Source organism: Thermobaculum sp. T2p (assembly GCF_059335935.1).
In genome coordinates, this window is record NZ_JANZYQ010000020.1 from 148,405 (window position 1) to 172,441 (window position 24,037).

The window sequence follows — 24,037 nt, forward strand, 5'->3', positions numbered from 1 at the left end:
GCATTACGATAGGTAGAAGACCTTGAAGGACTCTGCGTACTGCATATCGTGTCCTTCTGCAGTTTGAGCTGCTCTCTCCTTTACGTGCTTCTCTAGATCTCTATCGCTTACCTGGCTACGATGCTTCTTGAGGCTCTCTATCTTCTTATCTATAGTATCAGTGATATCGATCCAGCAATCAGGCGTCTCTGTGCCAGTTATGTACACCTCTCTCACTTTATAAGGCTCTAGGCCTTCCGCAGCAAGTTCAGGAAAGGTAAGTCTATCTCTGGCGCTAGGATACACAGCAGCCAGAGTTGCATCGCCCACTGCGAGGTGATCCGGATGATTTAGATAGCTATTTATGCCAAATGACCTGTAGGGAGTCATGGTTATTAGTCTATCTGGTCTATACTTCCTGATAGCACGCGTGATATCTCTTCTCAACTCTATAGTATGCTGCACGTAAGCATCAGGGTATCCAAGAAACTCAACCTCTGAGATCCCCAAAACTTCTGCAGCCTCAAGCTGTTCTTGGCGACGGATCTTTATAAGCTCTTCAGCACTCATGTTAGGATCATTAGACCCTTTGCTTCCGTCGGTAACCACAACCAAATACATCTTTATGCCTTCGGCTACCCACTTGGCTATGGTCCCAGCAGCCATGAATTCAGCATCATCTGGATGTGCAACTACCACTAAACCACGTTCAACCTTACCATTACCTTCCTGAGTCATATCAGATCTCCCTCAAAAAGTATTCACCTAAGAATCTATTCTTGCACAGAAACCGTTATCTAGCTAGTTACAGCTAAGGATGGCGATGACAAGTTCAAGGCCGTCTGTAGAACTTGATCAACACTATCAACGAACACAAATTCCATTTCCTTACGGAGCTCCTCAGGTAGATCCTCAAGATCCCTCTCGTTCCTCTGAGGAAGGATAACAGTTCTAATTCCAGCTCTGTGTGCAGCCAGAACCTTCTCCTTTATTCCACCAACAGGCAGGACTTTACCCCTAAGCGTAATCTCACCAGTCATGGCCACATCTGATCTTACTGGTTTTCCAATAGCTGCCGATGCTAATGCGGTGGCCATAGTCACACCAGCAGATGGACCATCCTTAGGCTGGGCACCTGCGGGCACATGTATGTGGACAGTTTTATGATCCAGTGCAGAGGATTCCAAGCCAAGCATAGGCATAGAAGCACGTATGTAAGTTAACGCAGCCTGGGCCGACTCCCGCATTACATCACCTAACTGGCCTGTAAGTATCAGGCGATCCTCTTCCGAAGGCGTTATAGAAGCTTCTACATAGACTATATCCCCACCAACTGGGGTCCATACAAGCCCTGTGGCTATCCCAGGTCTATCTATACGCTCAGCTGTCTCATATTCAAAATATGGCCTCCTTAGGAATTCAGCCAGGTTATCCTGAGTGACCTGGAAGGGACCAGTCTCTCCCTCGGCTATCCTCCTTGCCAGTTTTCTGAGTACGGAAGCTATATGCCTCTCAAGGTTACGTACACCTGCCTCTCTCGTGTATCCTCGGATTATGGATTTTATAGCCTCATCGGTGAAATCCACCTCCTCAGGCTTAAGACCATTAGCCTTAAGTTGCCTGGGGATGAGATATTGCCGGGCGATGTGGATTTTCTCGTCTTCTGTATAACCAGAGAGCTCTATAATCTCCATCCTGTCACGCAAAGGAGCAGGTATAGTATCCAAAGTGTTGGCAGTGGCTATAAACATCACCTTCGAAAGGTCGAACGGTACATCGAGATAGTTGTCCCTGAAGGTGTGATTCTGAGCAGGGTCTAATACCTCCAGCAAAGCAGCCGCTGGATCACCCTGGAAACCAACTGATATCTTGTCAACCTCATCTAACATGAATACAGGATCTGAGGATTCGGCGCGCATAATACTCTGTATGATCCTACCTGGCATAGCACCTATATAGGTCCTACGGTGACCTCGTATCTCAGCTTCGTCCCTGATACCCCCTAGGCTCATACGAACAAACTTCCTGCCCAGAGCTTTAGCTATACTCTGCCCAAGGCTGGTTTTACCGACGCCTGGAGGACCAACAAAGCACAGTATAGGTTCCCTGAAAAGATCTTCCTGAGTCTCACCTTTCAACTCTTCACCTGTTTCGTTCTCCGCCTGAGATTCAAGAACCTCCTGCATACGCTGCTGGCGAAGCCTCTTAACAGCTAAATACTCAAGAATACGCTCCTTTACCTTATCTAGATCATAGTGATCTTCATCAAGTATTCTCCTTGCCTTGGGAACATCTATCTCCACCTCGGTAGTTATCCCCCAAGGCAAGCTCAATATCATTTCAACGTAAGTGCGTATTATTGAGTGTTCGGGAGAGGCTATCGGCACCCTCTCCAGCCTAGATAATTCCTTCTCAACTTGGCTACGAGCTTCTTCAGAGAGCTTTACCTGACTAGCCTTCTCTCTGAGCTGGTTTACTTCCGCTATCTGCTCGTCTTCTTCGCCCAGCTCACGCTGGATAGCCTTAAGCTGCTCTCGCAACAGGTACTCCCTTTGGGCTTTGCCCATATGCTCCTCGGCCTGATTTTGGATCTGTCGGCCAATTTCAAGTACCTGTATCTCGTGGTTAAGGATCTCGTTTATACGCAGGAGCTTATCTCTAACCGAATTCAGCTCCAGGATCTCCTGACGAGACTGTAGGTCTATACGCAGTGAGCTAGCTATCAGATAGACTACTTGTCTGGCATCAGATATATTCGAAACATAGGTTCCAAGCTCTTCAGGCAGCTGAGGATTAAGTCCTAAGAGTTTCTGGAAGTTCTGAATAGCATTTCTTCTCAGAGCCTCTATCTCTATATCTTGCACATAGTCCTCTTTTATAACCTCTATATCGGCTACCAGGTAAGGCTCTTCCTGAACGACTTGCAGGATTCTCATCCTCTCCAACCCCTGCATGGCGACCATAAGAGTACCATCAGGACGCCTTAACATCTGCGCAACGCGTCCCACAGTACCCTCCATGTATATATCTTCAGGACCAGCCTGCTCTATGTCAGAGCTCTTCTGAGCTGATAGAGCCACTAGTCTGTCGGACTTCATGATGTCATCAATGAGGCGAATGGACCTTGGCTGCCCTATAAGCAGAGGTTGAACGGCAAAGGGAAACACTATTACGTCTTTTAGAGGGAGCAAAGGCAGTCTAGAAGGTATATTAGGAGCGTGATCCCTCTGTGCTTCCTGATCTGTGGTTTCTATCGATCGCCTATCCAATCGTTCATCGCTTGGTCTTTCAGCTTCCTGCTCTACAGTCTCAGTAATATCTCGTTCTTCCTCGTTCATATCTCTCACCTGCAAAGTCAAGTCAGTCAGCAATATTAGCTCACGAGACCTCAAGATTATAATCCGAATGATTATTGGAAGATAGACTTTAAGTACCTCTAGGCATATAGGTTATAGCAAGCTAACCTAGGGTTGTGCAATTAGGGTGCAAGCCTATCTAGACTCCAAGTACCATCTTTGAGAAGATACCTAAACCTATCATGGAGCCTACTGGGCTTTCCTTCCCAAAATTCAAAAGCATGAGGAATTATCCTATATCCACCCCAAAATTCAGGACGTAATACCTGCTTACCCTGAAATCTTCTCTCAACTTGCTCAACTAGAGATTCAAGATAACCTCTATCCGGTATTACAGCACTTTGTGGTGATGCCCAAGCAGCTATTTGGCTGCCTCGAGGTCTGCTATGAAAATACATATCAGATTCTTCTTCAGATATTTTCTCTACCCGGCCCTCTATCCTTACCTGCCTTTGACAAGGATTCGCCCAAAAAAAGGCCGCAGCAGCATATCCCGTCTCATCTAACTCACAGGCCTTACGGCTATTATAATTCGTGAAGAAGACAAACCCTCTCTTGTCAAAAGCTTTCAAAAGTACCATTCTCACTGAAGGTAAATTTGCCTTAGAAACTGTAGACAAGGCCATGGCATCCGGCTGAGGATTACTACTATTGCGAGCAGCGTCGAACCAAATTCGGAACTGCTCGTAGGGATCCGGGTTCATGTATCGATATGCATCGGTCATACTCTATTCTAGCGACTCCTCTGAAAACGAAAGTAAAATTGACTGCAAAGATAAAAATCGAGGAGCGGCATAGTGCCTGATACTGCTTTCCATTATAGAGGCGATATTCTCTACTGTGAGGATGTACCCCTATTAGACTTAGTCAAGAAATATCAAACTCCACTGTATGTATACTCGGCAAATTATATAAGAAACGCTTACCAGAAGCTCAAAGAATCTTTTGCAGGCCTTCCAACCAAGATATGCTACTCCCTCAAATCGAACCCCAATATATGGGTAGGGAAGTTATTAGCAGAGCTTGGAGCAGGGGCAGATGTTACCTCAGGTGGAGAGTTATTTAGAGCACTCAAGGCTGGTTTTCATCCAGAAGATATAGTGTTTGCTGGAGTTGGCAAATCCCCGCGTGAGATAGTAGAGGCAATAAGATCGGGAGTAGGTTTATTCAGCGTAGAAAGTGAGCAAGAGCTTAGGAAGATTTCAGAATTAGCCCAAACCCTGGATAGAACGGCAAGTATCTCCATCAGAGTCAACCCTAATATAGACCCCCACACTCATGAGAAGATAACTACTGGTCTGAAGAGTAACAAATTCGGAGTGCCAATTGAAGAGGCTCTCCATATTTATCAGCTTGCGTGCACGCTACCAGCCATTCAAATTGCTGGAATCGGGATGCACATAGGCTCTCAGTTGGTAGACCTGGAACCGGTGATTCAAGCTGCGAACACTATATTAGATATGGCTGAGGCACTTATTAATACTGGAATCAGACTGGAGTACATTGACATAGGCGGAGGCTTCGGGATCAAATACAAAGATGAGTCTCCGGAAGACCCAGCGATAGTAGCAAAAGCACTAGAACATAGAGTGAGAGATCTCAAGCTCAAGTTGATCATTGAGCCCGGTAGATTCATATCAGGGCCTAGTGGAGCACTACTAACGTCAGTCCTTTATACAAAGATCTCCGGAGGTAAGAAGTTTGTAATAGTAGACGCAGGCATGAATGCTCTGATTAGACCCGCTTTATATGATGCCTATCACCACATAGAGCCTCTAGTAAGGAGGGATAAAACCGAAATAGTGGACGTGGTCGGGCCTATATGTGAGTCCTCAGACTATCTAGCCAAGGATAGATCCCTTCCACAGGTTTTTCCCACAGAAGCTATTGCCATATTACAGGCAGGTGCTTATGGATTTGCTATGGCAAGCGAATATAACGGCCACCCCAGACCTGCAGAGCTACTGGTAGATGGGAATAAGGTCCGACTGATAAGAAAAAGACAAACGTACGAAGACCTAGTCAGGTTGGAGTTGGAGGCTGAGGGCTAAAAGCCCTCAGCCTCAAGTAAAATATTATCTAAGCCCTCTACTTACCGTTTACAGGTTCGTCTTCGCCACCTTCGTCGCCAGGTTGCTTAGCTGAAGCTGTCACCTCTGCCCATTCAGTATGGAACACTCCTGGCTTATCTATGCGCTTGTAAGTATGAGCACCAAAGAAATCCCTCAGGCCCTGTATAAGGTTAGCCGGGAGGCGCTCAGATCTATAAGCATCGTAGTAGTCAAGAGAAGAGCTCATAGCTGGGCAAGGTATGCCGAGTTCTCTGGCCACAGATATGACATACCTCCAGTCATCGTTCATAGAGCTAACAGCCTCGGCAAAGTCAGGATCCAAGAGCAAGTTGCTCAAGTTTGGATCATTCTTGAAGGCTTGCTGTATAGTATTCAGGAGTTGGGCGCGTATAATGCACCCACCCTTCCATATACGTGCGAGCTCTGCAAGGTTCAGCTCGAAGCCGTATACCTCGGAAGCCTTCCTCATCAGCGCAAATCCTTGTGCATAGGAGCTGACCTTGGAAGCATATAAAGCCCCCTCAAGAGCATCTATCAACCTCTGCTTATCATAAGATTTCGAATTGACAGCCGGTCCTCTGAGGACCTTGGAGGCCTTTAGTCTCTCCTCCCGCATCGCAGAGATATTTCTTGACCATACAGCAGCATCTATAGTTGGCACAGGTATGCCAAGCTCGCTGGCATTCTGTGTCGTCCAACGACCAGTACCTTTTTGCTCTGCCTCATCCAAAATGAGATCCACAAGGGGTTTGCCGGTATCAGGATCGTTATACGATAGCACCTTGGAGGTTATCTCTATCAAGAAGGAGTTAAGCTTGCCTTCGTTCCACTTAGCAAATATCTCAGCTATCTCCTGAGCCGAAAGACCCAGTGCATGTCTGAGAATATCATAGGCTTCTGCGATGAGCTGCATATCGCCATATTCGATGCCGTTGTGCACCATCTTCACGTAGTGACCAGCCCCATGAGGCCCAACGTATGTGACACAAGGACCATCCTCTACCTGTGCTGCTATCTTCGTAAGCGCTGGCTCAAGCAGGGTGTAGGCTTGCCTCGGCCCTCCAGGCATCAGGCTTGGACCATGCCGAGCACCTTCCTCACCGCCACTTATACCCATACCTACAAAATATATACCCGTGCCTTGGAATTCCGCATCACGCCTGATAGTATCCTGGAAGAAGGAGTTGCCACCATCAACCACCACATCTCCCTCTTCTAGGTAAGGCTTGAGCTGAGAGAGCATAGCATCAACAGGAGGTCCTGCCTTTACAAGTATGATTATTCTCCTGGGCCTTTCTATCAGCTGCACAAACTCCTGAATGGTGGAGGCTCCACTGATAGGTCTATCTTTAGCAGGACCCTCGAGGAATTCCTTGGTTCTCTCGTAGGTCCTGTTATAGACCGCTATAGGGAAGCCATGATCAGCGATGTTAAGTGCTAGGTTGGCTCCCATCACCGCCAGTCCAATAAGCCCGTAATTGGTAGTCACTTTTGACCCTCCTAACAAATTTTGCTATAGCCCATCGGCTATCAACAAACAGCAAGATAGGTACCGATCAAATCATAGCGCAAACATATATGCAGGTGAAATAAACATCAGCTAGGAGGGTTGCACCTGATCGAACTAACTTACCCAGCTGTCACAACATCGACACCACTGACTTAATGAATCCATTAGGCTTTCGCTCGGCGGTTGCAAAAGCATCGTTGATAGACGCTAATGGAAATCTATGAGTTATAAGATCTTCCATAGTAAGAAGGCCATTTTCCATCAACTTTATGCCTATAGACATACCTCTAAGTATTATTTGGGGGTCCCTAAAGTGGCAATTCACTATCTGTAGAGCCTTGTAGTTCCACTGACCAAGGGGAATACACCGAGGTTCCCCCTGATGATATCCAACTATAGCGATCTTGCCATGCATTCTGACTATATCACCTATAAAATTCAGTGGAGCTTGATGACCTGTTACCTCAAAGACTGTATCCACACCCTTACCATCCGTCAATTCTGCAACAGCGCCCTTTATATCCTCTTTAGCTAGATCTATAAGGTGTGTAGCTCCTATATTAGATGCTAACTTCAACACCTCGGGGCGTATATCAGCTACTATTAGCCTGGCAACACCTTGAAGTTTAAGTAACTTCAGCACTAAGCTGCCCATATAGCCCGCACCAACCACTAGGACATCGTCTCCTAATGAGACATTGGTCAGCTCAACAGCGTTTACAGCACAGGCCAAGGGCTCGATAAGCGCTTGGTCAACAGGCACATTCTGCAGTCGAAAGCAATGATTTACATCGGCTAGGACATAATCCGAGAAACCTCGTTCTGTAACCCAGACAGCCACCCGGTCGCCTGGTTGAAATTCCTTCACATCGGACCCCAGTTTCTCTACTATCCCCGCCACTTCGTGACCAGGAAATCGTGGAAATTGAACATCGCCAGCTTTACCATCCCAGACATCCAACTCCGAGGTACACACGCCGCATATAGCTACTCTAACTAATACTTCTCTGGGACCAGGTTCTGGTATTGGGCAATCGATTAAATCAAACTTTCTCGGGGCAAGTAGAACTGCAGATCTCATCAATTTGCTCTCCATTCCGTTTATTTCAGGCCGGTAAGTGTGATGCCTTGTATGAACTGCCTCTGGAATAACAGGAACATTATCAGGACTGGAAGCGTAGCCAATACTGAACCAGCCATAACAAGGTCCCAGACCGTCCGGTTCTTGATCACAAATAATGCCAGTCCCAGAGGGAGAGTTTGCAGCTGATCGGAACTGATTATGATCAGAGGCCAGAAGAAATCATCCCAAGTATAGGAGAAAGTGAATATGGCATGGGCAGCGAGAGCCGGACGACACAGAGGTAGAATTATCTGCCAATAAATCCTCCAGTGGGAAGCACCATCGATCTTTGCCGCTTCTAACAATTCATCTGGAATGGTTTTCATATACTGCCGTAACAGGAATATACCAAATGTGCTGACTACTCCCGGAGCAATCAGCCCCCAATAGGAATCTAGCCAGCCATGCCCCCCCTGTCCAAGAAGGTTGTTTCCTCCGAACAGAGGAATGTGCTTGAGAATAAGATAGGAAGGGATAAGTGTGACCCAACCAGGGATCATCATCGTAGCCAACCCGATGGCAAATAGTACGTCTCTTCCTGGGAAACGCCTCTTAGCATACGTATACGCAGACAGAGAGTTGAAGAACAGTTGCAGAGCTGTAACGCTTATGGAAACATAAGCACTGTTGAAAACCCATCTACCTAGATTCTCAGCCTGGAGGAATCTGATGTAGTTGTCTAGGCTAGGATTTATAGGTATCCAGCTTGGTGGATACCGAAACATATTATCTAGACTTTGTGTAGACGCCACAACCATCCAGGCAAAAGGAGCAGCGAATATGACCGCTCCTGCAGATAGTATCGCATATAGTGCTAGTTTACCTAGGGACTCAAGAAAAATCCTTCTAGCAGACCGGCGTCTCCTTATGGCTGCTTCTATTGCAATCTCACGCCCACTCACTACTGCCATGTCAACTCTCCCTCAGTACTCTATCTCACGGTAGGCTAGACGCCAGTAAATAATTGTGAACACTATCATCATGGCAAACAGACAGTAAGCTATCGCTGCAGCATACCCCATTTCGAAATCTCGAAATGCTTTCTGGTATAGGTAGAAAGCCACGGTAGTAGTCCTTCTTATCGGGCCTCCGCCTGTCATTAACAGTATTTGTCCAAACACCTGTAGCGAGCCAATCATGGCAACTACAAACTGGAAAAACATAGTGGGGCGAAGAAGTGGTACAGTTATGTATACCAATCTTCGGAAGGCACCTGCTCCATCCACTTTGGCAGCATCATAGATCTCCTGTGGAATGGACTGCAGAGCTGCTAAGTACACTACCATGTGAAAACCTACCCCTTGCCATACACTGACAGTAATAACTGCCGGCATTGCCAGGTTCCTATCCGATAACCAAAGTATGGGTTTGTCTATGATATTCAGCTTGAGGAGATAGTAATTGAGTAGGCCGTAGTCACCCGAAAAAACCCACTTCCAGATAATCGCAGCAACCACTAGTGATGTAACGCCTGGAAGGTAATACAGCGTCCTAAATAATCCTCTGAATCTGATTTGGGTGTTTAGCATCAAAGCAACTAGTAATCCAATAGCCATAGTGACAGGTACGGAGACGGCAGCAAAATAGAGAGTATTTACTATCGCTCCAAGGAAATAATGATCGTGCAGCAGTTCTTTATAGTTTTGCAAGCCTACAAAAGGCTTTTGTGGCTCCAGTATATTCCACTGGTGAAAGCTAAGATAGAATGAGAACCCTACGCTGAAGACTGTAAACACAGCAAAGAGTATCAGTCCTGGTGATAGAAAGAGGTAGGCTGTCCACTCGCGCCTTGCTTCACACAGTACCCTGCTAAGTCCGGATCGCCTGATAAGCGGTCTCGTTGTGGCTTGCATTGCTCACTCCATAAGTTAATAGTTATGGCTGCAAGGGAGATAATACCTTGCAGCCATAAACGCTAGCTCTTATGCTTCTGTATGATCTCCTCAGCTCTGGCGGCTGCATCATCCAAGGCCGTAGCAGCATCCATCTCGCCATATATAACTTTTTGGAAGTTCTCATTCAATACCTGGTCGATCTGCCCCCAGTAAGGGAAGTCGTAAGCCGGATCAGATACTCCACACTTCATCATCTGAGCAAAATCCTTAAGTAGTGGGACATTCTTATACAGATTAGGATTATTTAGCAGCGACTTCCTTACTGGCAAAAGCGTGCTAGGATTCTTGGGTGTGCCTGTGTTCCACTTAGCAACATTCTGTGGAGCAGAAAGAAACTCTATCCATTTCCAGGCGGCATCTTTGTTCTTGCTCTGGGCAAAAATAACTAGAGCATCGCCAGCTATAACAGTAGCACAATACTTGTCACGAGGCATGGCAGCAGCACCCCACTTGCCCTTTGTCTTTGGAAACTCACTTAGTAGGGTGCCTGCAAACCAAGCACCAGCTTCGTACATAGCTACTTTACCCTGAGCAAAAGCTACTCTGCCATCCCAAGAGTTGGAACCATAAAGGTCTGGTGGTGAATACTTCTTCAAGCCGAGATAAAATTCCGCTGCCTTCTTACCGTTGGCATCATTGAACATGATCTTGCCATCAGGGGACATCAACCGCCCACCAGTCGACCAGAGCCACGGCAACCAATAGTAGTTAGCCTCGGAAGCAAAGATCGCAAACCCGTATTGTCTCTTCGATGGAATAGTGAGTTTCTTTGCAGCTTCCTCAAAATCCTCCCAAGTCCAGTCAGGCCTTGGCGGTTCTAAACCAGCCTGTTCAAAGAGATCTGTACGGTAAAAGATACCAGTGGATTCGCCGTCAAACGGCAGGCCATAGAAGTGTCCCTTTATCTGTGCTGCCTTGGCAAATTCCCCTACGTAGTCCTTCGGATCAACCGCTCTGCTTCTCTGGATATAAGGATCAAGCTCCACTAGAGCATTCCTCGTACCAAAATCGGTAACCGCACTCAGATCCAGGTAAGCAGCATCAGGGGCGTTACCGCCTGCTATCTGAGTGGTTATCTTAGTGACGATGTTCTCAGCATCTACATCCTGGAACTTTATCTTGATATTGGGATGCAATTTCTGGAACTCATCCGCGTAAGGTTTGAGACCAGCACTCACCCAAGAGGCAAAAGTTATGGTTACAGGCTGGCTGGGATCAGGTATCGAAGGGCTGAGGTTTGCAAGATCAAGCTTCTGCCCTATAGGCGTAGGTTCTGGTCCCTGAGGAGTGGGCGAAGCCATCGCACTAGTCGTCGGGCTTGCCAAGGGCGTTGGGCTCGCTGCTGGACTAGGAGATGGGCTTCCAGTTGCCGAAGCAGCTGGAGTGGGAGATGACGTTGGTGATGGGCTAGGAGAAGTAGGCGCTGTTGTTGGTGTGTTTGATGTCGCAGCTCCTCCGCAAGCAGCTAATACTACACCTCCAGCAGCTACAGCACTCAGCCTAAGAAAATTCCTTCTTGATAGTCTCTCATTCATTGCCACTGTCCTCCACCTCCTGCACTTGGTGCAAGAATTAATCACTTCTCAAGCTAACCACACTTAGAACTGATAGCTTTCACCTCCTCCCACGCAAATTAGACCGACCTGCAGCTTTCCCTTACTACTAGAGAGGTCGGCAAGACCACACGAGTTATCTGCTTGCCTTTGTCTTTAATCCTCTCTAAGAGTAGTCCTACAGCTGTACTAGCAAGATCTTCAATGGGCTGGGCTATAGTTGTAATAGCTGGCACCATGGCTTGAGCTATAGGGATATCATCAAATCCTATGATGGAGATATCATCAGGTACCTTGAGTCCCCTTCTGCGAATAGCCCCTATAGCTCCTATGGCCATAAGGTCGTTGTAGGCAAACACCGCTGTCATGTCGATATCTTTTTCAAGGAGTTCATTCATAGCCCTCTCCCCACCCTCAAAACGGCCATCGCCACGCACAACTCTATCATCAGGTAGCTCTATACCCGCTTCCGTCAATGCCCGTCGAAAACCAGCAATCCTCATAGCACTTGGAGTAACATCTGATGGCCCTGCGATACATGCTATATGCCTGTGACCCAGATCGACTAAGTACTTCCCAGCGATGTATCCTCCCTGTTCATTGTCCACCATCACCTGGTCTACAGGCAGAGTTCCGAGATCCCTGTCAACGACCACCAATGGAACCCCGGCCGATAGTACTCGTCTCACCGGTTCAGGGCGATTACCTGAGGAGATGAAGAGTATACCATCTACCTGCTTGGCAAGCAGCACATCTATATAATTAGACTGCTTAGCATCTGAGAGGTCAGAGTTGCATAGTATGACGCTATAACCGGACCGAAAGCCAGCATCTTCTATTGCACGGGCCATCTCAGCAAAGAATGGGTTGGAGTTATCTGGGACAAGCAGCCCTATAGTATGCGTAACACGTCTTCTCAGCCCTCTAGCAATCAGATTAGGACGGTAATTAAGGATCTTTATAGCTTCCCTTACTTTCTCTTCAGTAGCAGGATCAACAGGGCGAGTGCCATTAATGACGTGAGAAACCGTGGACACCGATACACCTGCCATGTTAGCAACGTCTTTGATGGTAGCCATAAGCCCTCGCAATCGTTTGCGCAATCGTTTGTATTGAATATAAACCTTTTCATCGCTAAATGCAATACCATCTTTGGGGGTTACAAGCTAGAACTAAAAGACCAAGATCTTGGCCTCGTAGGCAGCTAGAGACAAGTTGATATATGAACTCTCTACCTCTATCTTACCAGGATGCCCAACTATTAGCCTTGGGGTCGAACCTGTCCTCAGATTCATATTGTCCTTCGGCAGACCTATCTTGCAATCAAGATCATCAGATGAGAAGTTGAGAGCTACAAGAAACCATCTATCTTGAGAATCGCTAAAGCGGCTATAGGCCAATACTTTGGATTGAGGGTTTGTATCTAGAAGCATCCACTTTCTACTGTGAATGGCAGGCTCATTTCTCCTCAAGGCTATAAGCTTTTGATAGAAGCTTTTCAGGCCATGTCTATCCTCCCAATTTATTGGGCTTTCCGCAGAATAAGGTTCATACTCTGCGCCAACTTCATCACCGGTATAGATACAAGGTACTCCAGGCAGAGTTAGCAGCAACGTTGCCGCAAGTTTGGTATAAGGCAGTCCATACTTGGAGATAAATCTTTCTCCAGTGTCATTATTGTTGATAAAGCGAAATATCAGGGCATCCTCATGGTAACCTTGGCCGAAGTTAGTGAGTGCATCACGAAGCCTCCAGACTACCATACTCTCGAGATTAAAGACTCGCTCCCAAGCCCAATGTCCTAGCTCCTCAGTCCAGTCATAGGCTGCATCGAAGCCATGAGTGAAGTAGTAAGGGTCACGGGCACTAGCTTCTGCCAGAAGAAAGAGATCAGGCTTGACGCTCTTGAGTTCTTCCCTCAACTGAGGCCAGAAATCAGGCCTGCGTTCCCTAATGCCCCATGCCACATCTACCCTAAAGCCATCGACATCGTATTCCCTTACCCAGTAGGTGAAAGCACGCATCATCCAGGCTCGAACCTCGGGGTTATCATAGTTCAAGTTAGGTAGATGGGCCCAGTCGAAGTAGTACTGATAGTTTCCACTAGCGTCGTACATGTAGAAATCGTAATAGTGAGAGAACTTACCATGCTTTTGAGTATCTAGAAAATACGGATGCTGAGATGATGTATGGTTAGGAACAAAATCCATAAGTACTTTTATACCCAAGGAATGTGCAGTCCTTACGAGCTCTCGGAAATCCTCCTCAGTCCCGTAGTCTTCTCGTAGCTTGAAATAATCCACGACGGCGTAACCAAAATCCCCAGGCAAAGTAGCGTTTATGGGGGAAAGCCAAATAGCGTTAACTCCGAGATCGCGCAGATAAGGAAGACGCTGAGTTACGGATTTGAAAGGAGGATCCCCAAACAGAAAAGGCACAACCCCATATACTACAGCCGAATCTACCCAATCAGGATGATCATGCATAATGTCCTGCACCTGAGGCTCTCCTTTTTCATACGTGAATTGGAAGCTTGCTCTCTCAGAAATGTATTGACCAGCCTTAACTTGTAGGTCAGCCTCGAATTGCCCACTTATAATTCCTTGGGGCGATAGCCTGATCTGAGATTTATCATCAGAGCTGGTAATAATAAAATGCTTCGAGATTTGAGTAAGATCCCAGCTATAAATCAGATCTGACCCGGATGACTGATAAGAATCAACACTAAGTATTAGATCTTTACCATTGACTTTGGCCAAGATGTGCGGCAAAGGTAAGGCTGGTATCTTCAAATCGATCCTTAATCTATCAGTACTGACAGCCTTACCATCAGCAGAGACGTATCCAGCAGTGATGATGTTAGTACCTGGTTGCAGTCGGATGGACAAATGAGTTGGTTTATCCGCCTTCAACTGCAAGATGCGTTTTCCCAATGGCGTAGAGATAAATACATTTGACCCACTAGGACAATCTTTACACTGTACCCATATATCTGCCTGGAAGCTCCATGCCTCAAAATCTGGCGTCAATACATCGATAACAGGCTTCGATGCTGTTGTTGGACTAGCGATTGGTGATCGATTAGGAACTCGTGGCGCTTTGGTGGGAGTTGAAGAGACAGGTGTAGATTGATGTGTTTGCCTATGACTGCCTATCGAACATCCTAGTATCAAGGACCCAAAAGAACCTAAACCTGCTAGCGCAAACGTTTTTATAAAAAGGCGTCTTGATGGCATTGGCATTCTCCTAGTGATCAGCTAGCCGGGGACTTTTCCCTGTACACTTGGACTGCAACGAAATCGAAGTTAGCGCCGTGTATGGGAGCTGCCGGCTTCTTGACGGTTACCCTAACCCATAAAACTTTATCTCTGCGTAGCACAACCTCTGCTACTTTTTGAGCCAGCGTTTCGATCAGCTTGTAGCTATTGCCCTGAACTACATCTCTTAATTCCTTATAGACTTCACTGTAGTTGACGGTTTGCGAAGGATCGTCCGTCCTAGCAGCAGGAGAGAGATCGAGTCCCATCTCCAGATCTAAAACAAAGATCTGTCCCAGTGTGCGTTCTTCCGGATGCACACCATGATAGCCATAGAAGCGCAGTCCTGAAAGTATGATCTTATCTTGCGACATGTGTCTGAGTGTAAATCAGCTAAGGTCATCAGATCAAGATTTAGTAAACAAGCCGGGCCAAATAATATGTAACCCAACACCAACATCTGTATATTGGTGCTTACGGAAAGTAGTGGAGGCTATTATATGACGAAACCTAGAATAATGATAGCTAGCAGCACGGAACAGCTAGCGATCATACTTTCCTTCAGGTTACACGCTAAGGATATATCCTGTGACCTAGCTATGGATTCCTCGGAAGCATCAGAGCTCCTCTCCAAGAACCAATATAGTGCAGTCGTTATAGATGATGAAATTCTGGGGGGAAGCGCTGACGTATTCTCAACAGCCGTGAAACTACCAAGAGTCATAACAATAGTGCTCATACCAAACGAACCGATAGCTATTCGACAAGAGAACGGTATATCGCAATTCTATACCTGTGGCAAACCACAAACAGAAACAGATATGGTGACTCTAGCAGAAGAGATCTCTAAATTCGTACAGAGATCGATGCTGAACAAGAGTAACATTCCATCAACATCACAAAGAATTAACAAATTGGCAGAATATCTGCGTAGATGGGAGAGGATAATTCTAGGCAAACCTCAGGGTACTTGATTAGAGCTGATCTGATAACTAGGAGGCTTAAGGTGTCCAACTACATGAATGGTAAAAATGAGGACTTCTCCATGGCGAATAATACCTCAGCTGGCATTGAGGAAGAGTTTTCTCGATCAGTAAATTCCTTGAAATCACATATCGAATCTCTCAAGAACACAGCCCTAAGAGAGATCGAAGAACTCAACAAAAGGCACGAGGCAGAAAAACAGGAACTAAGAGAAAGGCTCCAACAACTTAGTGCCAAGAACGCACTGCTAGAAGATAACTTGAGAAAGCTAAGAGAAAAGATAGGATCTCTACTTGAGGATTATAAAAAAGATCTTGAATCACAAGTTCAAGAAGCTTACGCTGCGCGTCGGCAGCTCGACAGGGTACAAAATTTGATGAACACATTAGAGGATATTTCAGTAGTAAGTGCAGGGGAACCTGGGCATGAACATGTTCTCAGGCTTAGCACTGAGCCTGATATGGAGTCTCAAGAAGAAAGAGTCTCCAAGGTAACTATGCACTTGGGACAGGCAGCAGAGTCGTCCCAAGAGCCGCAAGACGAAGATGAAGATGTGATGAAGATCAAAATCAACGGCATAAGCACTGTATCTGCGATGCTGAAGGCTAGGAAGGCAGTTGAAGATTTGCCAGATATAATAGAGGTCCAGAACCGGCAAGTTGCTGGTGGAGTAGCTCATTTTACGGTACGTACTCCGGCATCACCAGAAGATATAGTTTCTAAGCTTACTTCCAGCAGAAATGCACAGCTTAAGTTGGTAGAGGTCAGAGGTAGAGAGATAGAACTTCAGAACGTCAGTAGCTAGCAGAGAGTGCCAGAGAAGATCAGAATCGACAGCGTAGAAATAAGATTAGTAAGGCTCCAGGTTAAGGGGAGCTTTCGGGCTAGTTATGGTCAACGTGCAAACAGCAACAGAATTCTAGTAATGGTACGTGCTGGAGACATAGAAGGCTGGGGAGAGTGTGTGGCCATGGAACATCCTTACTACTGGCCCGAGACTGTCAGCTCCGCCTGGGCAACATTAGTCGATATACTTGCTCCTGACCTTATAGGAAAAGTCATTTCAGATCCCAAAGAAGAAATGCTTTTTCCAAGAGTAAGAGGCAACCAGATGGCAAAACATGCCCTAGAGTCGGCGATCTGGGATGCTTGGTGCAGAACTAACTCGATCCCTCTTTATAGCTACATTGGTGGAAATACTAGGGAAGTCCGAGCAGGAATAAGCCTAGGCTTATATAAGACCGCTGGAGAGCTTTGTGATGAAATAAATAAAAGGCTACAGGAAGGATATAAGTGGTTCAAGATCAAGATAGAACCTGGGAAAGACTTAGACTATGTACGCAGAGTAAGAGACGAATTTCCCAGATTACCGCTCTCAGTAGATGCTAATGGTGCCTACACTGCAGATCAAATTGATACCCTAAAGCATTTGGATGAATTCGGACTAGAGATGATCGAGCAACCCTTTGCCCCCACAGACCTTGTGGACCATAGAGAGCTCGCAGAATCTCTGGCAACTCCTATCTGCTTGGATGAAAGCGTAGTTGACTTTGAGAGTGCAAGATCCTTGATAGAGCTCCACATCTGCGACGCAATTAACCTCAAGCCCGGCAGAGTAGGGGGGCTAAAGGAAAGCCTTGAAATACACAGATTATGTTACTCTTTGGGTTTCCCGCTCTGGGTGGGGGGGATGTTTGAGACAAACATCGGCAGGGCTACTAGCTTGGCACTCTGCACATTACCTGGTATAACTCTACCTTCAGATATGTCAGCGAGTACTAACTACTTTGAAAGAGATGTAGCATATCCTAACTTCGAAATTAGTGATACCGGCACATTACTGCTTCCAGAGGGACCTGGAACAGGAGTAGAAATAGACAAAGACTATATTAAAGAATCTACGATCAAAGTACAACGTCTTCCCGATTGACCAGCTTATCGATAGAATGCTTTGCATCCTCTAGTTTGGGGAGCTGATCTAAGCTTTCCAATCCAAATAATTCAAGAAACATCTCCGTCGTGCCATACAAAATAGGTCTACCTGGCGTTTCGGCCCGGCCAACCTCCTCTATAAGCCCCCTAGTAAGCAAGCTGTTGATGACCCCAGAAGAGTCTACACCTCTAATAAGGTCTATTTGTCCCCTAGTGATAGGTTGTTTATAGGCAATAATTGCCAAAGTCTCCATTGCAGCAGAGCTAAGCTTAGGAGGCATACCTAGACCAAGCAGACGTTGTATTACAGTAGAAGCTTCGGGAGCCGCAACCAGCCTCCACTCCTCTCCATTGTTCTGCAGCCTTATACCCCTACTACGCAGAACCTTCCTTAGAGAGAGAAGATGGGAAGTAACTTCGCTTTGTGATATATCTAGCACGCTAGCAAGCTCAGAAACCATAACAGGACGACCGGCAGCAAATAGCATTGCCTCAAGTAAGAGCTGAACATCATGCCCATAAGCCTCTTCTTGCTGTTGGTGTACTCTATTCATCAGAGTTCTCGCCATTCCTGCTGATCTGGATAGTGCCAAAAGGTTTCTCCTGAGACAATATAACAAGCCCTCTTCTTGCTGCATCAAGTATGGCCAAGAAGGCAACTACTACAAACTGCCTATCTCTTGGAACCGTAGCAACGACTTGGCTGAACGATATAGTATGGTTTCTCCTTAAGAGCTGCTCGAGCTTAGAAAGAGCATCTCTCAGACGCCACCTGAATCTGGCAACGGTTGGGCCTGATATGGGGCGCGAAGTGATTCTTAGAACAAGCCTGTCAACAGCATGTAATAGCAAGGAGGAAGATAGACGTTGTAATATGGGCGGCGAAGGCAAATCTATCCTTGGGGAGACCATCTGCGGATAAGTTATTCTGCCAAAATTACCTTCTAGTGCCAAAGAAGCTCGTTTAATGCTCTGGTAGAGCGCTAGCTGGCTCAAAAGATCTTCCTGCCCATCTTCTTCCGCCTTAGTGGGTATATCAAGCAATGCACGACTTTTTATTAGAAGCAACCTGGATGCTATGAGCAAGAACTTGGACATTTCCTCCGGCGCCACCTCTAGGTGTGATACCCTCTCAAGATAATCATCTGTAACCTGAGCTAGGGAGAGTTCAGTCACTGGCAAACGATTTCGCTCGACAAGCTGTAAGAGCAGATCGAGTGGCCCGGAGAAGGTTACCAAATTTACGTGATAATCTATTTGCGACAGCATCAGCGAGATGAATCCACCTTATGCAGAAGGCTTATTGTCGTATCATGAGTTAGTGTATGATGATTCCTAATAATATAAGCTACTTGTTGATCTCCACCCGCACGCAAAATTTTATCAGCTCCTATCTCAGGGTGGTGAATATAAAGATAAAATGACCAGAAAGGGTACTGCTCCCTTGCCAAGTACCTCAATAGACGAGGAGAAAATTTATCCAAAATAACAGCCAAGCATCTGCCTAACATAGACATACGATGCTTGCCATACACTTTACCTACATCATGTAGCAACGCTGCCTGCAGAAGGTACGGATCATCGGATGATCTTGCTATATCCTGCGCAACTCTGTAGCTATGTACCTGTTCATAGCGAGGCATCTCAAGATATAGCTTATAAAGATTTGGAGGCAGTGCTTCTGACACCCAATAGTAGTCTATTTGCTTTGCACCAGCTAACAGTGCTTGAATGAACTGCCTTACCCTGTACAACATCAGTGTAGATCTAAGCCCTAAGTCCAACCAGCCAAGCAAATAGCTCGAACATAGGGATAACGGTATAGTCGAATATAAATCTCCCTCCTAAGAAGATCAGGAGCAGCAATAGTACTGGGCCGTACTGCCTCAATGGCTCGAGTCGCTGTACCCAGAAATCGCTAACTAGACCCATGAGAACATTGAAACCATCCAGCGGGGGTACTGGTAGCATATTGAACGCTGCTAGTAAAACATTGAGATAGGCGAAAGTCCACAGGATCATAGGTAGCATGCTATCTCCCGGATGCGGCGTCCCCATAGCACGCCATATGGCTACTGCCACCGCAGCCTGGACTAGATTAGAGAGTGGACCAGCAAAAGCTACCAACGCCATTCCCCGTCTGCCTCCCCTCAAGGCATAAGGGTTCACTGGAACCGGTCGTCCCCAGGCAAATCCAAAACCAAAGACGACTAGAAATATCAGCATTAGAAAGCCCAGAGGATCAAAGTGCGAAACAGGGTTAAGGGTAACTCTGCCATACCTGCGGGCAGTAGAGTCTCCCAAAGCGTCGGCAGTAATAGCGTGCGCGAATTCATGGATAGAAATCGCGACAACCATTATCGCCAGCCTTATAAGTAATATTCTGATATCGCCTATCTCGAAAGGCATTTTATACTCTTATCACACAAACCTATAAGTATTGTACACGATAGGATTTTAGGAGCTAGATTGGGAGGTAACAGCATTGGGCTGTTTTTGTTGAGGTTCTTCCTTAAGTGGGTATAGCCAACAAGCTACAGAGTGCCCCCCACCTTGATCTGTAAGAGGTGGCTCTTTCTCACGACATATATCCATAACAAATGGACATCGCGTATGGAATCTACATCCTGAAGGTGGATTGATAGGACTCGGAACGTCTCCCGTAAGAATTATGCGTTCTCTTTTCTTCTCAACTTTTGGATCTGGGATGGGCACTGCTGACAATAGTGCCTTGGTATAGGGATGAAGAGGGTCTTTATAAAGGCTGTCCCTGTCCGCTATCTCGACGATTTTACCCAGATACATGACAGCAACTCTGTCAGATATATGGCGTACAACGCTTAGGTCGTGAGCGATAAAAAGATATGTTAATTTGAACTTATCTTGCAAGTCCTCCATAAGGTTCACGATCTGTGCCTGAATAGAGACATCCAGGGCGGATACTGGCTCATCCGCAACTATGAAACTAGGCCGAAGTGCAAGGGCCCTAGCAATACCTATCCTCTGGCGTTGGCCACCAGAGAACTCGTGAGGATAACGATTAGCGAAGTAGGGATTGAGTCCCACTAGCTGCAGCAATTCTTGTACTTGCTCTCGCAGCTCCTTCTTATCTTTGACAACACCATGCACTAAGAGAGGTTCTCCAATGATATTTTCGACCGTCATTCTAGGATTAAGAGAGGCATACGGGTCCTGGAATATAATCTGTAGGTGACGCCGCATGCGCCGCATTTCCTCAGGTGGGAGCTTAGTAAGATCCTTCCCCTCGAATATGACTTGGCCCGAAGTTGGCTTATAGAGCTGCAATATGGCCCTGCCAGCGGTGCTCTTACCACAGCCAGATTCTCCAACTAAACCTAAAGTCTCACCTCGGTAAATATCAAAGCTGATATTATCAACTGCCTGTACAGCTCCTATCTTTTTCTGGAACAGAACTCCTTTAGTGATGGGGAAATGCATTACAAGGTTTCTCACCTGAAGCAATACATCCTTGGATGCATCGCGGTCAGTAGACCTATTTGATTGATTTACCCTCTCATTTGCCATGCTATGCTCCTTCACGCTTTACATCAACCCAGCACAAGGTATAATGGTCACTCCCGACCTCTCTATATGGAGGAAACTTCTGAGAACAGATATCTATTGCAAAATCACATCTCGGCTGGAACGGACAGCCAGGGCCAAGATTGATCAAGTCGGGAGGGGTGCCTCTAATAGGATCTAGCCTGGTCTTACGTTCCTCATCAAGCCTTGGAATTGATCTTAGCAAGCCTAAGGTATAAGGATTACGCGGATTCTCAAAAAGATCATCGGTATAGGCGCTCTCATAGACGTGCCCAGCATACATAACATTGACACGATCTGCCATGCCGGCAACAACACCCATCGCGTGAGTGATAATCATAACTGCCATTCCAAATTCTTGTTGTAGGTCCTTTATAAGCTCGAGTATCTGAGCCTGTATGGTAACATCCAAGGCAGTAGTAGGCTCATCCGCTATCAAAAGCTTAGGATTACATGCCAAGGCCATAGCAATCATAATCCTTTGGCGTTGGCCGCCAGAGAATTGGTGTGGGTACTGACCAAGCCTTTCCTTAGGATTAGGAATGCCCACAAGCCTTAGGAGCTCTACAGCCCTCTCCCTAGCTTTGCCCGTGGGCATATCAAGGTGCTCTTCCAAAGTCTCGGTCAGCTGTTTGCCTATAGTAAGTACCGGGTTTAGAGATGTCATGGGATCTTGAAATATCATCCCTATCTCTTTACCCCGGATCTTTCGCAGTTCGGATTCATCAAGCTTAGTAAGATCCCTGCCGTCAAAAATAACCTTGCCACTAACTATCTTTCCGGGAGGTTGCGGAATAAGACCCATAATTGTAAGCGCCATAACGCTTTTACCGCTACCGCTCTCACCTACTATCCCAAGAGTTTCACCTTCATTGAGATACAGGCTAACTCCGTCAACGGCTTTGACTACACCATCAGGTGTATAAAAATATGTACGTAGATCCTCTACTTCTAAAAGGGGCATCAGTCCTCCACATTTCTGTAAAGATCAAGTCAATAACGCAAAAGTGTATATCACACTAAAGTCCATAAGTCAACTACAAGTAATGCTTACTATTAGTAACCATGATCCATTGTACAACTTACAAGCAATGTACAACAAACACGAAGAACAACCCCATAAGTATAGTTCTTATTGGAATAACTTTCAGATAAAAGTTATGTTATATTATCAGGAATGAGTATACTTGAAGGCACTTTTGGAGACCCGAACGAGGAATATATGCTATCTGTTGAGGAGTATCGACAGGAGACACCCCAGTCATCACCATTGTATGGTGTTGTCCTTGGGCTTCCTGAGAAATTCGCAGAGGAGATAGCCGGTAGAAGGCAGAGGTACTGCCCTAATGCTAACAAGGTGATATTTCCTCATATAACCCTGAGGGTACCTTTCACCTGCCAGGATGCGCGATCGCTGATTGATCCCCTGGAACAGGTAGCACGTGAAAAGCTACCAGTTAAGGTGATCGCCAAAGGGCTTGGCACGTTCAAGGGAACAGGGAAGAACGTGCTATACGTCCACGTAGAGAGAACTCCAGAGTTACTTGAACTACACAAGGCTGTGGTAGAGGCGCTTGATGGGGTAAATGAGGTTTTGCCATACGCTGACGAGCACCAGATGGACAATTGGATACCACATATCACAATAGCTGAAGGGATGTCTGAGGAGCAACTTGAGTGCCTGATGAAGGAGTTTGAGGATTACGATCCTAATGAGCAGTGGGAATCTAACGAGATATTACTTGTACGCTCACAGCAGGCAGAAGACGGCTCCATACTGTGGACCACGACGCGCTCATTCAAGCACCTCGATGAATAGATTCCTAGAGTGTAGAGTCATATCTATGTCTATTTAGGTGGGAGAAGAAAAGGTATTGCTGCACCCATCCAGCTCTATACCCGAAGAGCGATCTAAAGTGCTCAGCTATAGTTTCATATACCTTAGTAGTAAGTGATTTGGTCTTTATTTCCTTTAGGTAAAGCTCCAGAGCTATCTGCCAGACATGAGTATCAACCGGTACAGCCTCATCTTTTCGAAGAGCGAACAAAGCTACACAATCAGCCACCTTCCTACCAATGCCCCTGATCGTCATCAATTCAGCCCTTGCTTGAGGATATGACATATCAATAAGGGACTGGGGCCAATCCATAGGCTTAGATCTCAGGTCCTGCATAGCTCTCACCAGGTTATTAGCTCTGAACCCAAGTCCACATCTTTTATCAAGCACTGGCACGACATCATCTACCAATACTTTGGGGGCGGGTAGTGCATGGTAATCAATACCATCTATAGTAGCTATGTAGTTTCCATATAGATTACTCATGCAACTAATAGCCCTAGTAATTCGAGGTATGGAGTTGGCTGTCGTGCACAAGAAGCAAGTAATAGTTTCCAATGGGTCTTGTGACAGAACACGTAGCCCTCTCCATCTACTAAAGGAGTAGGCTACGAACTGGTCGAATCCTTCATAGTCTCGATAGAGTGCAGCCAAGTCGAAATCTAATCTGAGATAAGTCTCCCAGAAATTTTTCCAGGGAAGTTTAGGGTACGCTGCCCAGGTAACAGTAGAACCATCCATACGAATTCGCAGAACGGAATCTTTAACTATACCTATCCACCAACCATTAGGATCTTCCTTCCATCTGAATGCCTGACCAGATAGAAAGCACCACCTAAGATTGAGCAACTCAGGTTCAAATTCGAAACTGCTATGTGGTATATCTTTCCAGCTCAGAGTAGTCACTAAAGCACCTCTAGCAATTTGGATTTAATCCCAAAACAGCAAAAATTCCATGTAATCTTATTTTCCTG

At 46.2% G+C, this 24,037-nt stretch carries 23 protein-coding genes; 5 read left to right on the plus strand and 18 right to left on the minus strand.

Annotation, left to right across the window (positions count from 1 at the left end; genetic code table 11):
* Positions 1-3: 3 nt before the first annotated feature.
* The 3 genes from N2245_RS10420 to pdxH form a co-directional block, all read right to left on the minus strand.
* The gene (locus N2245_RS10420; RefSeq protein ID WP_494536666.1) at positions 4-717 is read right to left on the minus strand and encodes a PIG-L deacetylase family protein; all 714 of its coding nucleotides are present in this window, start codon (positions 715-717) and stop codon (positions 4-6) included.
* Between the two features lie 59 nt (positions 718-776).
* A complete protein-coding gene (gene lon / locus N2245_RS10425; protein ID WP_494536667.1) occupies positions 777-3,317 on the minus strand; it encodes an endopeptidase La in 2,541 nt (846 codons plus the stop codon).
* Positions 3,318-3,457: 140 nt separating this feature from the next.
* Positions 3,458-4,060, minus strand: a complete 603-nt coding sequence (gene pdxH, locus N2245_RS10430) for a pyridoxamine 5'-phosphate oxidase (protein WP_494536668.1) — start codon at positions 4,058-4,060, stop codon at positions 3,458-3,460.
* 72 nt (positions 4,061-4,132) lie between these two features.
* Between pdxH and lysA the strand changes: the two genes are divergently transcribed.
* Positions 4,133-5,386, plus strand: coding sequence for a diaminopimelate decarboxylase (lysA, locus tag N2245_RS10435; protein WP_494536669.1), 1,254 nt, complete (start codon positions 4,133-4,135; stop codon positions 5,384-5,386).
* Positions 5,387-5,423: 37 nt separating this feature from the next.
* Here lysA and gnd read toward each other — a convergent pair whose 3' ends face one another.
* The 8 genes from gnd to folB form a co-directional block, all read right to left on the minus strand.
* Positions 5,424-6,896: an NADP-dependent phosphogluconate dehydrogenase gene (gene gnd, locus N2245_RS10440; RefSeq protein WP_494536670.1), complete on the minus strand. Its 1,473-nt coding sequence runs from the start codon at positions 6,894-6,896 to the stop codon at positions 5,424-5,426.
* 151 nt (positions 6,897-7,047) lie between these two features.
* Complete coding sequence (locus tag N2245_RS10445; RefSeq protein WP_494536671.1) at positions 7,048-7,998, minus strand: MDR/zinc-dependent alcohol dehydrogenase-like family protein; 951 nt, start codon at positions 7,996-7,998, stop codon at positions 7,048-7,050.
* Between the two features lie 20 nt (positions 7,999-8,018).
* On the minus strand, positions 8,019-8,951 hold the full coding sequence (locus tag N2245_RS10450; protein WP_494536672.1) for a carbohydrate ABC transporter permease: 933 nt from the start codon (positions 8,949-8,951) through the stop codon (positions 8,019-8,021).
* Positions 8,952-8,963: 12 nt separating this feature from the next.
* A complete protein-coding gene (locus N2245_RS10455; protein WP_494536673.1) occupies positions 8,964-9,893 on the minus strand; it encodes a carbohydrate ABC transporter permease in 930 nt (309 codons plus the stop codon).
* Positions 9,894-9,955: 62 nt separating this feature from the next.
* The gene (locus tag N2245_RS10460) at positions 9,956-11,470 is read right to left on the minus strand and encodes an extracellular solute-binding protein (protein ID WP_494536674.1); all 1,515 of its coding nucleotides are present in this window, start codon (positions 11,468-11,470) and stop codon (positions 9,956-9,958) included.
* Positions 11,471-11,568: 98 nt separating this feature from the next.
* Positions 11,569-12,567, minus strand: coding sequence for a LacI family DNA-binding transcriptional regulator (locus tag N2245_RS10465; RefSeq protein WP_494536675.1), 999 nt, complete (start codon positions 12,565-12,567; stop codon positions 11,569-11,571).
* Between the two features lie 93 nt (positions 12,568-12,660).
* On the minus strand, positions 12,661-14,406 hold the full coding sequence (locus tag N2245_RS10470) for an alpha-amylase family glycosyl hydrolase (RefSeq protein ID WP_494536676.1): 1,746 nt from the start codon (positions 14,404-14,406) through the stop codon (positions 12,661-12,663).
* Positions 14,407-14,741: 335 nt separating this feature from the next.
* A complete protein-coding gene (gene folB / locus N2245_RS10475) occupies positions 14,742-15,119 on the minus strand; it encodes a dihydroneopterin aldolase (RefSeq protein WP_494536677.1) in 378 nt (125 codons plus the stop codon).
* Between the two features lie 126 nt (positions 15,120-15,245).
* Between folB and N2245_RS10480 the strand changes: the two genes are divergently transcribed.
* Genes N2245_RS10480 through menC form a run of 3 tightly spaced genes read left to right on the plus strand, consistent with a single transcriptional unit; the run spans position 15,246 to position 17,659 of the window.
* On the plus strand, positions 15,246-15,719 hold the full coding sequence (locus N2245_RS10480) for a hypothetical protein (protein ID WP_494536678.1): 474 nt from the start codon (positions 15,246-15,248) through the stop codon (positions 15,717-15,719).
* Between the two features lie 32 nt (positions 15,720-15,751).
* On the plus strand, positions 15,752-16,534 hold the full coding sequence (locus tag N2245_RS10485; RefSeq protein WP_494536679.1) for a hypothetical protein: 783 nt from the start codon (positions 15,752-15,754) through the stop codon (positions 16,532-16,534).
* Positions 16,535-16,540: 6 nt separating this feature from the next.
* Entirely contained in the window at positions 16,541-17,659 is a 1,119-nt protein-coding gene (menC, locus tag N2245_RS10490) for an o-succinylbenzoate synthase (protein ID WP_494536680.1), read from the plus strand.
* Here menC and scpB read toward each other — a convergent pair.
* Genes scpB through N2245_RS10520 form a run of 6 tightly spaced genes read right to left on the minus strand, consistent with a single transcriptional unit; the run spans position 17,634 to position 22,189 of the window.
* On the minus strand, positions 17,634-18,215 hold the full coding sequence (gene scpB / locus N2245_RS10495; RefSeq protein WP_494536681.1) for an SMC-Scp complex subunit ScpB: 582 nt from the start codon (positions 18,213-18,215) through the stop codon (positions 17,634-17,636). The genes menC and scpB overlap by 26 nt on opposite strands.
* The gene (locus N2245_RS10500; RefSeq protein ID WP_494536682.1) at positions 18,208-18,930 is read right to left on the minus strand and encodes a segregation and condensation protein A; all 723 of its coding nucleotides are present in this window, start codon (positions 18,928-18,930) and stop codon (positions 18,208-18,210) included. The genes scpB and N2245_RS10500 overlap by 8 nt, the downstream gene beginning before the upstream one ends.
* Positions 18,930-19,418, minus strand: a complete 489-nt coding sequence (locus N2245_RS10505) for an HD domain-containing protein (protein WP_494536683.1) — start codon at positions 19,416-19,418, stop codon at positions 18,930-18,932. Before N2245_RS10505 ends, N2245_RS10500 begins: the two co-directional genes overlap by 1 nt.
* 10 nt (positions 19,419-19,428) lie before the next feature.
* Positions 19,429-20,070: a site-2 protease family protein gene (locus tag N2245_RS10510; protein ID WP_494536684.1), complete on the minus strand. Its 642-nt coding sequence runs from the start codon at positions 20,068-20,070 to the stop codon at positions 19,429-19,431.
* A gap of 48 nt (positions 20,071-20,118) precedes the next feature.
* Positions 20,119-21,207 carry an ABC transporter ATP-binding protein gene (locus N2245_RS10515; RefSeq protein ID WP_494536685.1) on the minus strand — a complete coding sequence of 363 codons (1,089 nt, stop codon included), beginning with the start codon at positions 21,205-21,207 and terminating at the stop codon, positions 20,119-20,121.
* Between the two features lies 1 nt (position 21,208).
* On the minus strand, positions 21,209-22,189 hold the full coding sequence (locus N2245_RS10520; protein ID WP_494536686.1) for an ABC transporter ATP-binding protein: 981 nt from the start codon (positions 22,187-22,189) through the stop codon (positions 21,209-21,211).
* A 258-nt stretch (positions 22,190-22,447) separates the two neighbouring features.
* Here N2245_RS10520 and N2245_RS10525 point away from each other — a divergent pair, with 258 nt between their 5' ends.
* Positions 22,448-23,044, plus strand: a complete 597-nt coding sequence (locus N2245_RS10525) for a 2'-5' RNA ligase family protein (protein WP_494536687.1) — start codon at positions 22,448-22,450, stop codon at positions 23,042-23,044.
* 4 nt (positions 23,045-23,048) lie between these two features.
* Here the strand turns inward: N2245_RS10525 and N2245_RS10530 are convergent, their stop codons facing one another.
* Positions 23,049-23,969, minus strand: coding sequence for a DNA glycosylase (locus tag N2245_RS10530; protein WP_494536688.1), 921 nt, complete (start codon positions 23,967-23,969; stop codon positions 23,049-23,051).
* Between the last annotated feature and the right edge of the window lie 68 nt (positions 23,970-24,037).

Excerpts from the sequence above, each read along its gene's own strand:
- N2245_RS10420 (WP_494536666.1), bottom strand. The coding sequence starts at position 717 with ATGACTCAGGAAGGTAATGGTAAGGTTGAACGTGGTTTAGTGGTAGTT.
- lon (WP_494536667.1), bottom strand. The coding sequence starts at position 3,317 with ATGAACGAGGAAGAACGAGATATTACTGAGACTGTAGAGCAGGAAGCT.
- pdxH (WP_494536668.1), bottom strand. The coding sequence starts at position 4,060 with ATGACCGATGCATATCGATACATGAACCCGGATCCCTACGAGCAGTTC.
- N2245_RS10445 (WP_494536671.1), bottom strand. The coding sequence starts at position 7,998 with ATGAGATCTGCAGTTCTACTTGCCCCGAGAAAGTTTGATTTAATCGAT.
- N2245_RS10450 (WP_494536672.1), bottom strand. The coding sequence starts at position 8,951 with ATGGCAGTAGTGAGTGGGCGTGAGATTGCAATAGAAGCAGCCATAAGG.
- N2245_RS10455 (WP_494536673.1), bottom strand. The coding sequence starts at position 9,893 with ATGCAAGCCACAACGAGACCGCTTATCAGGCGATCCGGACTTAGCAGG.
- N2245_RS10460 (WP_494536674.1), bottom strand. The coding sequence starts at position 11,470 with ATGAATGAGAGACTATCAAGAAGGAATTTTCTTAGGCTGAGTGCTGTA.
- N2245_RS10465 (WP_494536675.1), bottom strand. The coding sequence starts at position 12,567 with ATGGCTACCATCAAAGACGTTGCTAACATGGCAGGTGTATCGGTGTCC.
- folB (WP_494536677.1), bottom strand. The coding sequence starts at position 15,119 with ATGTCGCAAGATAAGATCATACTTTCAGGACTGCGCTTCTATGGCTAT.
- N2245_RS10480 (WP_494536678.1), top strand. The coding sequence starts at position 15,246 with ATGACGAAACCTAGAATAATGATAGCTAGCAGCACGGAACAGCTAGCG.
- scpB (WP_494536681.1), bottom strand. The coding sequence starts at position 18,215 with ATGAATAGAGTACACCAACAGCAAGAAGAGGCTTATGGGCATGATGTT.
- N2245_RS10500 (WP_494536682.1), bottom strand. The coding sequence starts at position 18,930 with ATGCTGTCGCAAATAGATTATCACGTAAATTTGGTAACCTTCTCCGGG.
- N2245_RS10505 (WP_494536683.1), bottom strand. The coding sequence starts at position 19,418 with ATGTTGTACAGGGTAAGGCAGTTCATTCAAGCACTGTTAGCTGGTGCA.
- N2245_RS10510 (WP_494536684.1), bottom strand. The coding sequence starts at position 20,070 with ATGCCTTTCGAGATAGGCGATATCAGAATATTACTTATAAGGCTGGCG.
- N2245_RS10515 (WP_494536685.1), bottom strand. The coding sequence starts at position 21,207 with ATGGCAAATGAGAGGGTAAATCAATCAAATAGGTCTACTGACCGCGAT.
- N2245_RS10520 (WP_494536686.1), bottom strand. The coding sequence starts at position 22,189 with ATGCCCCTTTTAGAAGTAGAGGATCTACGTACATATTTTTATACACCT.
- N2245_RS10525 (WP_494536687.1), top strand. The coding sequence starts at position 22,448 with ATGCTATCTGTTGAGGAGTATCGACAGGAGACACCCCAGTCATCACCA.